The following is a 12067-nucleotide window of genomic DNA, read 5'->3' on the forward strand; positions in this document are numbered from 1 at the left end:
CTCCCGGCGGTGGGGAGGTTGTTTTGTCGGAAGGAACGCAACGTTTGCGGTATCATTCCTCCCGACAGTGGGAAGGCTCTGCGGACAAAGGGAACCCCAGTACCCGCTGCCAGTTGAACAGACTGCAAATCAGCTCGCAGTGCGCTTCGATCTGTTCCAATGTAAAGCCGTGAATAAAGGGCTCGTAGATGGTCGTCCAGAATGCGGAAAGCAGGATATGCATTTCCTCTATGGAGATATCCGCGCGTGTCAGTCCACGCTTCTTTGCTTCCAGAAAATATTCGTAGCTTTTCCCGGTCATGGTTTCTACCCAGTCGTGCTGAAAATTGGTATACTTCGTTCCCTCCGCGCACTGCAGCAGCAGGACAAAATCGTCATGGCGCTCGTAAAGAAAGCGGAACCACCACAGCATGGATTCATTCATTTCCCACGCCGTCACCAGCGCTTTGTCAGACAGATCCTCTACGGCTATGGCGCATTTTTCTTCTATGACGCCGTTCAGATCTGCCACGGTGTTTTCTACAACGGTGCAGAATAAGTCCTCTTTTCCTTTGTATCGCTTATACAAAGCGCCTGTCGTGATCCCGGCGCTTTCGCAGATGGCCTTTAAGGAGGCCTTTTCAAACCCGTGAAGAAGAAATTCTTTTTTGGCGCTTTCCAGAATGCGCGGATCGATGGAATGGTCAGGTTTTGCCACGTGATGACACCTCTGAATGAAGATGATAGTAAAACTGATAACGGGATTATCGATAACTTGATTATCAGTGTAGCAAGACATCCACAATTTGTCAAGTATGCTATTTCAATTCCTTCTGGTAAAAAGCAAAACAGGCCGGAGCGGTTCCAGAAAGCCCCTTTTGGGGACGCATTTCTCATATCTTGATTTTACATGATTTTAGTCTGAATTTCGTTACCGGGAGTCAGGGGAGAAATGCTATGATAGAGTAACGGAAAACTGTATCCGAAAGGCTGGCCCAAATTGACCCGCGGTCCGCTTTTCAGGGGAGCAAAATACCCTGTGGAAGTGATCAATTCAAGGAGGAGACGTTCTCATGGAAGAAAAGAAGAAACACGAAGCTGCGTCCCCGCAGAAATTGGCGGAATTACAGCACTTGGATCTGGAAAGCTTCTATAAACAGCCGGATGAAGAGGTAAAAAAGGAGCAGGCGGAGGATTGCCCCGAATGCTACTACCCTCAGGCCGAAGAAGAAGAGAAGAAAAAACAGGCACAAGAGTGCGCGCAGTGTTTCTATCAGCCGGAAAAACCGGAAGCAGGCGGCAACAATAGCTGAAAAAGGGAAATGGCTGCATCTCTGGTTTGGGGCAGCCTTTTCTTATTTTTTATATCCTATTTATCATACGAAGGGGGAATGTGCGTGAAGCTGGAGGAACTCAGAACCCCGGGCGGCGATCATCTGACGCGTATCGTTCAGGAGATTGTTCCCGGAAAGCAGATCACGATGGCGCACATTATTTGCAGCCCCGATCCGGTCATTTATCAAAAGCTCGGTTTGGACCCAAGGGTGGATTATGAGCATGCGGCGGTGGGAATCGTTACCATGACTCCCAGTGAAACTGCGATTATTGCGGCGGATATCTGCATGAAAAAATCCGCGATCGAAATCGGCTTTATTGACCGCTTCAGCGGGACGCTGATCATTACCGGCAGAATGGCCGACGTATCGGTGGCTTTGGAATCGGTGCTGGAATATACGGAAACTGTCATGGGATTTACCGTGTGCAATCTGACAAAGGCATAGGTGTTAACATTGAAAAGAATTATTCTGATCGGCAGGGCGGAATGCGGGAAAACCACGCTGACGCAGGCGCTGCGCGGTCACAAGCTGCAGTACCATAAAACGCAGGCGGTCAACCGTCACGACGTTGTAATTGATACCCCCGGGGAATACGCGGAAAACAGGGAGCTTGCCCGGGCGCTTATCTTATATTCCTACGAGGCGGATGTCATCGCACTGATGCTCAGCTCCACAGAGGATTACTCTCTGTTCAGCCCCAATATTGCGGCGGGGGCCACCCGCCCGGTGATCGGGATCGTCACGCAGATCGACCGGAAAAACGCGCGCCCCGACCGTGCGGAGTCCTGGCTGCATCTGGCCGGGTGCAAAACCGTGTTCCGGGTCAGCGCCTTTACCGGCGAAGGGATCGAAGAGGTTCTGGAATATCTGGATGCGGGGCACGCGGATTGCTGCAATGTCTGAATTTTACCGGTGCATATTTTAATTTCACCGGAGAAATAAATGAAAGGAGGAGGAATCCGTTGGTGAAAAATACTAAGGTTTTGCTTCTGACAGGGGATTTTACGGAGGATTATGAGATCATGGTTCCGTTTCAGACCCTGCTTACCTTCGGTGTGGCTGCCGATGCGGTCACGCCGGGAAAACGGGCGGGGGATTCCATTAAAACGGCCGTGCACGATTTTGAGGGCGACCAGAGCTATACGGAAAAGCCGGGCCACCGCTTTCTGCTCAATGCAAGCTTTGATTCCTGCAGTGCCGCGGATTATGACGGATTGTATCTTACCGGCGGCCGATGCCCGGAATATCTGCGCCTGAACCCGAAGGTGCTGGCGCTTGTGCAGGAATTTCTGCGTCAGGGGAAACCGGTGGCAGCCATCTGCCACGGAATTCAGATTCTCACCGCAGCCGGGGTTGTGCGCGGGCGCAGACTGACGGCGTACCCCGCCATTCAGCCGGAGATTGAAGCGGCCGGGGGAACTTATCTTGCGGTGGAATCCGACCAGGTTGTTTGTGACGGCAATCTGATCACCGCGCCTGCCTGGCCGGCCCATCCGGCGATACTGCGCGCGTTTTTAAAGGCTATGGGCGTTTCGGGATTCCTGTGCTGAAACGGCGAAAATACGAGTAAAATCAGGAGAATAGTCGAATAAGGGAACTGCTTGGCCACCCTGGCACAGCGGTTCCTTTCTTTGTAAATATAAACAAAAAAACTAAATTTGTTCTGTATGTTTCTATTTTTTAGTTTGTATTTTACAGATTTATGTCTGGATTGTGTTAGGGAGAAGATAGGGGTATCCGTTATAATGAGAGCGACACAAAACACAGCATCAATATGCACGTCATGCGTGATTCCATGAATTTATAAGGAGGTTGTAAAATGCTAGCGAAAGGTTTTTCACAGCCCACACAAAGGGTAGAGAAGCTGAAAAGAATGATTCTGGACGCGACTCCCTATGTCGAGTCGGAGAGAGCGGTTTTAGTGACCGAGTCTTTCAAAGAGACAGAAGGTCTTCCGGTCATTCTCAGGAGAGCGAAGGCGGTCGAGAAGATTTTCAATCAACTGCCGATCACCATTCGGGATGATGAGCTGGTTGTCGGTGCAATCACAAAAAATCCTCGTTCCACCGAAATTTGCCCCGAATTCTCTTATGACTGGGTGGAGAAGGAATTTGAAACAATGGGCACCAGAATCGCCGACCCGTTCCAGATTCCGAAAGAAACTGCGGCAGAGCTGCACGAAGCGTTCCAGTACTGGGAGGGCAAAACCACCAGCGCGCTGGCAGACTCTTATATGTCGCAGGAGGCCAAAGACGCGATCGCGGCCGGCGTCTTTACGGTAGGCAACTATTTCTATGGCGGAGTCGGACACGTTTGTGTCGACTACGGCAAGGTCATGCGGATCGGCTTCCGCGGCATCATCACAGAAGTAGTGGAAGCGATGGAGAAGATCGATCGGACGGACCCCGAGTATGTACGTAAGGAGCAGTTCTATAAGTCTGTGATTATTTCGTACAACGCGGCGATCCGTTTCGCACACCGTTATGCGGAAAAGGCCAGAGAACTTGCGGCCACCGAGCAGAACCCCACCAGAAAAGCAGAGCTTTTGCAGATCGCAAAGAACTGCGAGCGCGTGCCGGAGTACGGCGCAACCAATTTCTATGAGGCCTGCCAGGCGTTCTGGTTCGTGCAGATGATGCTGCAGATCGAATCCAGCGGCCACTCGATTTCTCCCGGTCGTTTTGACCAGTACATGTATCCCTTCTACGCGGCAGATAAAGACATAACCCCCGAATTCGCACAGGAGCTGATCGACTGCATCTGGATCAAGCTCAACGATGTCAATAAAACACGCGACGAGATTTCCGCTCAGGCATTCGCCGGGTATGCGGTGTTCCAGAACCTCGGCGTCGGCGGTCAGAACGAAGAGGGTCTTGACGCCACCAACGACATCTCTTATATGGCGATGGAAGCCTGCGCACACGTTCGTCTGCCTGCCCCTTCATTCTCCATCCGCGTATGGCAGGGCACCCCGGACGAATTCCTGTACAGAGCCTGCGAGCTGGCCCGTCTTGGCATGGGCGTTCCCGCCATGTACAACGACGAAGTCATCATCCCCGCTCTGGTCAATCGCGGCGTTACCCTGCGCGACGCCAGAAATTACTGCATCATCGGCTGCGTGGAGCCCCAGTGCCCGCACAAGACCGAGGGCTGGCACGATGCCGCGTTCTTTAATGTGGCGAAGGTGCTCGAGATCACTCTCAACAACGGGAAAGCCCGCGGCAAGCAGCTTGGCCCGGTTACCGGCGAGATGACCAGCTGGAAGAGCATGGATGATTTCTTTGCCGCGTTCAAAAAGCAGATGTCTTATTTCGTCCATTATCTGGCCGAGGCCGACAACTGCGTCGACATCGCACACCGCGAGAGAGCCCCGCTGCCGTTCCTTTCCGCTCTGGTAGAGGACTGCATCGGCCGCGGAAAATCCCTGCAGGAGGGCGGCGCGATTTACAATTTCACCGGCCCGCAGGCGTTCGGCGTAGCGGATACGGGCGACTCGGTGTATGCCATTCAGAAGCATGTGTTCGAGGATAAGGACGTTACCATGGATCAGCTCAAGGAGGCGCTCGACGCCAACTTCGGCTACCCGGTCAGCGCGTCTCCCGCCGCTCCCGCAGGCGACGCCAGCCAGGAGACCGAGCTGAAAGTGTACGAGGCGGTCAAGAAGATTCTCGGCAACGCCAGCTCCATCAATCTGGCGGATATTCAGAAGAAGATTTCCGCAATGGACTTCTCTGAGAGCGCCGGTGATCCCGGTAAGTACGATCATCTGCGCCGCCTGCTGGACAGCACGCCCAGTTTCGGCAACGACGACGATGATGTTGATATGATCGCCCGCAAGTGCGCGCAGATCTACTGCTTCGAGGTAGAGAAGTACCGCAATCCGCGCGGCGGCCAGTTCCAGGCCGGTGTATACCCGGTATCGGCCAACGTGCTGTTCGGTAAAGATGTTGCGGCGCTGCCCGATGGGCGTCTGGCAAAGCATCCTCTGGCCGACGGTGTATCTCCCCGTTCTGGCAAGGACTGCAAGGGCCCGACGGCTGCTTCCAATTCCGTTGCCAAGCTCGATCACTTTGTTGCCTCCAACGGAACCCTGTACAACCAGAAGTTCCTGCCCTCCGCTGTTGCGGGCGATAACGGCCTGAAGAACTTTGCTTCCGTGGTCAGAAGCTACTTTGACCATAAGGGAATGCACGTTCAGTTCAACGTCATCGATAAGGAAACGCTCCTGGCTGCACAGAAGAACCCGGAAAATTACAGGGATCTGGTGGTTCGCGTTGCAGGCTACAGTGCTCAGTTTGTTGTTTTGGCCAAAGAGGTGCAGGACGACATCATCAACCGCACGGCGCATACTTTCTAATCGGCAGGCAGTCGGGTTTATTTGAGAAAGCGCTGCGCGGGAAAGCATCACACAGATGCCAATGAAACCAAGGGAGTTGTGAGAATGCCTTCACCAATCGATTACAGTGCCACCGGTACCGTGTTTAATATGCAGCGATACTCCATCCATGACGGGCCGGGGATTCGTACGATCGTGTTTTTAAAAGGCTGCCCGCTGTCCTGCCTGTGGTGCTGCAATCCCGAGTCGCAGAACCCGAAGCCGGAAGTCATGTACCAGGCTTCTCTGTGTATCCACTGCGGAAAATGTATCAAGGCCTGTAAATTTGGGGCGATCGATCCCCAGAACACAGGGCTTGTGAACCACACAAAATGCGTTGCCTGCGGGGAGTGCGTGAATGTGTGCCCGGCCGGCGCGCTGACCATGAAGGGCCAGCGCCTGACCGTGGAGCAGGTGATACAGGAGTTAAAGCGCGATGAGATCAATTATCGCAGGTCTGGCGGCGGAATTACACTGTCCGGCGGGGAACCCCTGCTGCAAAGCGGTTTTGCAGTTGAACTGCTGAAGGCCTGTCACGCAAAAGGGTGGCATACAGCCATTGAAACTACTGCATATGCCTCTGCCGAAGCCATTGAAAAGGTGTTCCCGTTCATCGATTTGGCCCTTCTGGACATCAAATCGCTGAACAACGAGATACACCGAAAAGTGACCGGAGTTTCCAACGAAATCATTTTGAAGAATGCAAGGCGTATTTCAGAGATGACACAGACGGTGGTGCGGGTGCCGACCATTCCGGGGGTGAATGCCAGTCCCGAAGGGATTAGCGCAATCTGTGAATTTGTACTGACCCTGCACCAGGTAAAAACAGTCCACTTGCTGCCCTACCATACGTATGGGGAAAACAAATATGATCTTTTGGGCAGGGAGTATTTCATGGATTCGAATGTGTCGTTGTCTGCGGAAGAAGCCGAGCAGCTGAAAAAGATCGTGGAAGGCTACGGCCTGAACTGTGTGATCGGCGGATAGCAAATTTAAGAGAAACGGAGGATAGACAATGGATCAGCAATTAATTGAGAAAGTGATCAATCAGGTCGCTGAGGAGCTGAAGCAGAAGCCGGAGGAATCCGCTCCTTCCTGCTGCGGGTCTCTGGGGGTGACGGAGTTTGTCGGAACCGCGATTGGCGATACGATTGGTCTTGTGATTGCAAGCGTAGACCCGCTGCTGGTTGAAAGACTGCATCTGGGCAAATACCGTTCCATCGGAATCATCGGCGGAAGAGTGGGCGCAGGCCCGCAGATTATGGCGGTCGATGACGCCGTAAAAGCAACCAATACGGAGGTTATCTCCATCGAGCTCCCCAGAGATACCAAAGGCGGAGCGGGCCACGGCAGTCTCATTTACATCGGCGCTGACGATGTGTCGGATGCCAGAAGAGCGGTGGAGATCGCTCTGGCCAGCCTGGATAAGTACTTTGGGGATGTGTATGCGAACGAAGCTGGGCATCTGGAATTCCAGTACACGGCAAGAGCCAGCTACTGCCTGGAAAAGGCATTTGGCACTCCGCTTGGCAGAGCGTTCGGCATGGTATGCGCCGGGCCCGCGGCAATCGCCACGGTTTTGGCCGATGTTGCCGTAAAGGCCGCCAATGTTGAGGTAGTCAGCTACAGCTCTCCCTCTCAGGGAACCAGCTATTCAAACGAGGTTATCCTCACCTTTACCGGCGATTCCGGCGCAGTGCGTCAGGCAGTTCGTACGGCGATCGAGGTAGGCAAAAAGCTGCTGGGCGCTTTGGGCAGCGAAGCAAAATCCACAACGCAGCCATATATTTAAGCATAAGCGCCGGTACAACAGCCGGATGATAACAAAGGAGGATCCATATGAATTCTGATGCATTGGGCATGATTGAGACCAAAGGACTGGTAGGAGCGATTGAAGCAGCCGATGCCATGGTAAAGGCCGCGAACGTTTCTCTGGTCGGATACGAAAAAATCGGTTCCGGACTGGTAACCGTGATGGTACGCGGCGATGTCGGTGCGGTAAAGGCCGCCACAGACGCCGGTGCAGCAGCCGCCAGACAGGTCGGCGAGGTTGTTTCCATCCACGTGATTCCGCGTCCGCATTCCGATACGGAAAAAATTATCCCCACAATGGCTTCCAAATAACAGTTAACCGATTCCCGAGGCAAGTGCGGGCGAAAAACACCTCATATTGATTTTCTGTTTTTCGTCCGCATGAATTGCCGGGTGAAATGGCGCCCGGAATACTCCCGTTTGCGGAAAGGGGTTGTAACCTTTGCTGGATCATAAGCTGCTCGAGCAGATGGTGCTCAAGGTAATCCGGCAGCTGGAAGAAGAACGACTTCTTCAGCTTCCGCGGCAGAAAACCTGTTATCTGCTGCTGCCGGAGTTCTGGCAGGATGACTATTTCAAACGGCTGGGCAGCCTTTCGGTTCCCTGCGATTTGCAGGTGATCTGCGTATTGCCCAAAGCCAGATACAACGATTACTACATACAAAAGCTCAAAGAGCTCTTTCCTGGCGGTATTGTTCTGGAGCAGGAACAGGCTTGGGAGGAGCAGCGGGAAGAATTCCTCACAGTCTTTCCGTTCCCCAACAGGGCTCTGATCGCCAAAACAGCGCTGTGCCTGGAAGATTCCTTCGAAACGAGATGGATCGGCCGGTGCTTTTCTCAGGGCCAAAAGGTCATCATGCTGCAAAGCGGCATGGAGCCGTTCAGCGGCAAAGAACCCAAAGCATACCGAACCAAAATAGAACAGTATATCCGAACCTTAACGGATTTTGGAATAGAGTTTTCCGACCAGCTTCCTGCGCCGCAGCAGCGCCTGGAACCGGCAGTTAGGCTGGAGGCGGAAAGAAGCACGAATAAAAGAGTCATTACCGAAGCAGACCTGACGTCCGACCTGACGGAGGGAAGGCTGGTTCTGCATCAGGGCGATATCATTACCATGCTGGCGAAGGAAAAGGCAGCAAAAATGGGAATTCAGATCGTCAGGGCGTAACCGAAAAAGAACAGGAAACGAGGTGGCCAAATGAACGACGCATTGGGTCTGGTAGAAATCAAAGGGCTGGCCGGGGCAATCGCCGTGGCGGACGCAATGGTGAAGACCGCAAATGTGGGGTTGATCGGCATCGAAAAAGCAAAGGGCTTTGGCTGGATTACCATTAAGGTTTCCGGCGATGTGGGCGCAGTTACCGCGTCGGTGCAGACCGGCCGGGCCGTGGCGGAGCAAAACGGTCAGCTGGTGTCCTTCAAAGTCATTCCGCGCCCGGCGCCGAGCATCGGTGAGATGTTCTGCAAAGCCTCCGGGCCGGAGCAGGCGCCGCCTCCGGAGGACCCTGGGCCAAGTGATCCGCCTCCTACAGAGGATTTGCCGCCGCAGGATTCGCAGAGCGAGCCGTTACCAGAACCGCAGCAATCGGATTCAGAAGAGAATGCCGAATCGGCGGAAGAGCCTGTGACGATGCAGCCGGAAGAGATGACGATTTCGTTCGAGGAGACCGTGCCGGAGAAAGCAGAGCCGCAGCCGGAAAAATCCGAACAAGAAGAACCCGCCGTGCCGCCGGCAGAACTGCCTTCTGAGAAAGAGACTGAGCCGCCCGAGGAAAGCCAAGCGCCGGTACACGAAAGCTCTTTCACCATAGAGTACCGGCAGACCGATTCTGAAAATGCGGTGAAGGATGAGGTTCCGGCCGAAGCCCAGCCGCCGGCGAGTGATACAGATAGCCCTGTACCGCAAAAGAAAACCGAGATCCCTGCCAAAAAAGGCAGGCCGGCAAAATCGCCGGGGCGTCCCGCAAAAAACAAGAAAAAACCGGCGGATGCCGATTTTCAGCAGCCAGGGGAGGAGAGTAGATGAACGCAGAGCAAGTGGAAGCCCTTGTGGGCCAGGTTTGTCAGGATTACCTGAAAAATAACAGCCGCACACTGAAAAGCGGTGTTTTTTGCTCCGTGGATGACGCGGTCGCGGTCGCGGCCAGCGCATACCGGCAGTATTCTCTGCTTACCTTAAATCAGCGTCAGCAGGTGATCGATGCCGTGAAAGCGGATTTGCTTACAAAAGTGGATGATCTGGCACGCATGACGGTCGAAGAAACCGGTATGGGAATTGCCGAGGACAAGAAAAAGAAGCTTCTTCTTGTTCTTCAGAAAACACCGGGCACGGAAGATTTGATCACAGAGGTAAAAACCGGCGACCATGGAATGACGCTGTATGAGCTTTCCTCTTACGGTGTTGTGTGTGCGGTGCAGCCCTGCACCAATCCCTGCGAAACGCTGATCTGCAATACGATCGGTCTTCTCGCAGCCGGCAATGCGGCGATTCACGTGCCGCATCCCAGAGCGCTGGAGGTTTCTCAGTTTGTGACAGAGCTGATCAGCAAGGCCATCAGCCGTACCTGCGGAATCGACAATCTGGTTTCCACCCTGAGTGAAACCTCTATGGCGGTTACGCGCGAGCTGATGACACACCCCGATATTTCCCTGGTGATTGCCACCGGCGGAATGGGAATGCTTCGGCAGGCCATGTCCTGCGGAAAAAAGGTGATCGGGGCCGGCCCCGCCAACCCGGTGGCCATTATCGATGAAACGGCAGACCTGCAAAAGGCTGCCCGCGACATCGTGTTCAGCACTTCCTTTGATAACAATCTGACGTGTATTACCGAAAAGAGCATTGTCATTGTCGACTCGGTCGCGGATGAATTCCTCCGCGAGCTGAAGAAAAATCATGTACATTGTGTCAGCGATCAGCAGGAGATGCTCCAGCTTACGCTGGCGACAGTAACGCCGGAAATGCTTCCAAACAAGGCCCTGGAGGGAAAAAGCGCGCCGGAGATTCTTTATGCAGCCGGTATGGACTGCGATGATTCGGTACAACTGATCGTCGTGGATACGGTTCGCCAGCATCCGTTTGTGACGGAAGAGATGCTCATGCCCTTGGTTCCGCTGGTGCGTGCGAAGGACTTTGAGCAGGCCGTGGAATTCGCCTGCGAGATCGAGCAGGGACTGCGTCACACGGCAACCATCCATTCGCGGATGATCGAGCGGCTCAATTATGCCGCGCAAAAGCTGCAGACAGCAGTGTTCGTCAAAAACAGCTCCGCGCTGGCGGGCATCGGGTTTGACGGGGAAGGCGATACGAGCTTCACGATTGCCACCGCCACCGGGGAGGGAACCACAACCGCCCGGCACTTCTGCAGAAGAAGAAGATGTACCCTGGCCAACGCATTTTCCATTCGCTGAAAGAAAAGGAGGACACCTTGCACACCATATTTTTAAAAACGAAAATTTACAGCGGAATCGGTTCCTTGCAGGTGCTTTCCGCTTACCGGAACCAAAAAATCTTTTTGGTTTGCGATGAATTCCTGTTGGGCAGCGGCGGGGTAAGGCAGCTGCTGGAGGCCGTCGATAATTCCTGCGAAGTACGAATTTTCCATAAGGTTGTTCCGGACCCGCCGATGGACACGGTGGCAAAGGCCCTGGTCGAGTTCCAGCGCTTCGCGCCCCAGGTGATGATCGCCCTGGGCGGCGGTTCTGCGATCGACACTGCAAAAGGCGTTTTGTATTTTTCAAAGCAGATGCCTGGCGGCTCGGACGTAAGGCTGATCGCCGTGCCCACTACCAGCGGCACCGGGTCAGAGGTGACCTCCGTCAGCGTACTGACCGATGAGGAATCCCATGCCAAGCATATGATCGTGGACGACAGTATTCTTCCGGATGAAGCGATTCTGGACGCACGTCTCGTTTTATCGGTGCCGCCGCGCATCACGGCCAATACCGGCGTGGACGTTCTGACGCATGCGCTGGAGGCTTATGTAGGGCTCCGCGCCGATCCGTTCAGCGACGCGATGGCGGAAAAAGCGGTGGAATTTGTCTATTCCTCGCTTCTGACCTGTTACAGCAACGGAAGCGATCTGGAGGCGAGAACCCGAATGCACGAGGCGTCTACCTTTGCCGGAATCGCCTTCAACAAAGCCGGGCTGGGCCTCTCCCACGCTCTGGCGCATTCGCTCGGCGGTGTGTTTCACAGTTACATTCCGCACGGTCTGGCCAACGCGCTGGTATTGAAGGAGGTGATTCTGTTTAACGGCAAAGACCCGGCTGTTTGCGCCCGGTATGCTGACCTTGCGCGGCGCACGGGTATTTCGGTGGGAACAAAGAGCGATCAGGATGCGGTCTGGGATTTGATCCGCTATGTTGAAGATTTAAAATTCCAGATGAAAATGCCCGGCACGATCAGAGATTGCGGAATCTCCCGAAAGGAATATGACCATTCTCTGGCAACGCTCACCCTGAACACACTAAAGGATTGGAGCCTTTCGTTAAATCCAACAAAAGCTGCGGCGGAAGACGTGGTGAAAATATTAAATTCGATTTATTAGTCTTTCCTTTGCAGACA

General features: G+C 53.8%; 13 protein-coding genes. 12 read left to right on the top strand and 1 reads right to left on the bottom strand.

The genetic code is table 11. The features are described 5' to 3' along the window. Positions 1-52 precede the first annotated feature (52 nt). A complete protein-coding gene (locus tag HMPREF1141_RS09980; protein WP_009064073.1) occupies positions 53-697 on the bottom strand; it encodes a TetR/AcrR family transcriptional regulator in 645 nt (214 codons plus the stop codon). Positions 698-1052: 355 nt separating this feature from the next. On the opposite strand from HMPREF1141_RS09980, the gene HMPREF1141_RS09985 reads away from it, so the two are divergent. The 12 genes from HMPREF1141_RS09985 (at position 1053) to HMPREF1141_RS10040 (ending at position 12050) form a co-directional block, all read left to right on the top strand. Next, positions 1053-1292, top strand: coding sequence for a hypothetical protein (locus tag HMPREF1141_RS09985; RefSeq protein WP_009064313.1), 240 nt, complete (start codon positions 1053-1055; stop codon positions 1290-1292). Positions 1293-1376: 84 nt separating this feature from the next. Next, positions 1377-1760 (top strand): BMC domain-containing protein, encoded by a 384-nt coding sequence (locus HMPREF1141_RS09990; protein ID WP_009063836.1) that lies wholly within the window; start codon positions 1377-1379, stop codon positions 1758-1760. Positions 1761-1769: 9 nt separating this feature from the next. Further along, positions 1770-2219 (top strand): EutP/PduV family microcompartment system protein, encoded by a 450-nt coding sequence (eutP, locus tag HMPREF1141_RS09995; protein ID WP_009063445.1) that lies wholly within the window; start codon positions 1770-1772, stop codon positions 2217-2219. Positions 2220-2281: 62 nt separating this feature from the next. Next, a complete protein-coding gene (locus HMPREF1141_RS10000) occupies positions 2282-2866 on the top strand; it encodes a DJ-1/PfpI family protein (protein WP_035316964.1) in 585 nt (194 codons plus the stop codon). A 269-nt stretch (positions 2867-3135) separates the two neighbouring features. Then, entirely contained in the window at positions 3136-5673 is a 2538-nt protein-coding gene (locus HMPREF1141_RS10005; protein WP_009063856.1) for a glycyl radical protein, read from the top strand. Between the two features lie 84 nt (positions 5674-5757). Next, the gene (locus tag HMPREF1141_RS10010; protein WP_009064219.1) at positions 5758-6678 is read left to right on the top strand and encodes a glycyl-radical enzyme activating protein; all 921 of its coding nucleotides are present in this window, start codon (positions 5758-5760) and stop codon (positions 6676-6678) included. A 28-nt stretch (positions 6679-6706) separates the two neighbouring features. Continuing rightward, positions 6707-7483: a propanediol utilization microcompartment protein PduB gene (gene pduB / locus HMPREF1141_RS10015; protein WP_009064179.1), complete on the top strand. Its 777-nt coding sequence runs from the start codon at positions 6707-6709 to the stop codon at positions 7481-7483. Between the two features lie 47 nt (positions 7484-7530). Next, on the top strand, positions 7531-7815 hold the full coding sequence (gene pduA, locus HMPREF1141_RS10020) for a propanediol utilization microcompartment protein PduA (protein WP_009063953.1): 285 nt from the start codon (positions 7531-7533) through the stop codon (positions 7813-7815). A 130-nt stretch (positions 7816-7945) separates the two neighbouring features. Beyond that, positions 7946-8671: a hypothetical protein gene (locus HMPREF1141_RS10025; RefSeq protein WP_009063701.1), complete on the top strand. Its 726-nt coding sequence runs from the start codon at positions 7946-7948 to the stop codon at positions 8669-8671. A gap of 30 nt (positions 8672-8701) precedes the next feature. Then, the gene (locus HMPREF1141_RS17810) at positions 8702-9529 is read left to right on the top strand and encodes a BMC domain-containing protein (RefSeq protein WP_009063851.1); all 828 of its coding nucleotides are present in this window, start codon (positions 8702-8704) and stop codon (positions 9527-9529) included. Then, positions 9526-10911: an aldehyde dehydrogenase gene (locus HMPREF1141_RS10035; RefSeq protein ID WP_009063678.1), complete on the top strand. Its 1386-nt coding sequence runs from the start codon at positions 9526-9528 to the stop codon at positions 10909-10911. The genes HMPREF1141_RS17810 and HMPREF1141_RS10035 overlap by 4 nt, the downstream gene beginning before the upstream one ends. Positions 10912-10928: 17 nt before the next feature. Further along, a complete protein-coding gene (locus HMPREF1141_RS10040; protein WP_009063592.1) occupies positions 10929-12050 on the top strand; it encodes a 1-propanol dehydrogenase PduQ in 1122 nt (373 codons plus the stop codon). The last annotated feature ends 17 nt before the right edge of the window (positions 12051-12067 follow it).

It is taken from the genome of Clostridium sp. MSTE9 (genome assembly GCF_000277625.1).
Lineage (GTDB): Bacteria > Bacillota > Clostridia > Oscillospirales > Acutalibacteraceae > Faecalispora > Faecalispora jeddahensis.

Coding starts and splice junctions, on each gene's coding strand:
- HMPREF1141_RS09985 (WP_009064313.1), top strand. CDS start 1,053: ATGGAAGAAAAGAAGAAACACGAAGCTGCGTCCCCGCAGAAATTGGCG.
- HMPREF1141_RS10005 (WP_009063856.1), top strand. CDS start 3,136: ATGCTAGCGAAAGGTTTTTCACAGCCCACACAAAGGGTAGAGAAGCTG.
- HMPREF1141_RS10010 (WP_009064219.1), top strand. CDS start 5,758: ATGCCTTCACCAATCGATTACAGTGCCACCGGTACCGTGTTTAATATG.
- pduB (WP_009064179.1), top strand. CDS start 6,707: ATGGATCAGCAATTAATTGAGAAAGTGATCAATCAGGTCGCTGAGGAG.
- pduA (WP_009063953.1), top strand. CDS start 7,531: ATGAATTCTGATGCATTGGGCATGATTGAGACCAAAGGACTGGTAGGA.
- HMPREF1141_RS17810 (WP_009063851.1), top strand. CDS start 8,702: ATGAACGACGCATTGGGTCTGGTAGAAATCAAAGGGCTGGCCGGGGCA.
- HMPREF1141_RS10035 (WP_009063678.1), top strand. CDS start 9,526: ATGAACGCAGAGCAAGTGGAAGCCCTTGTGGGCCAGGTTTGTCAGGAT.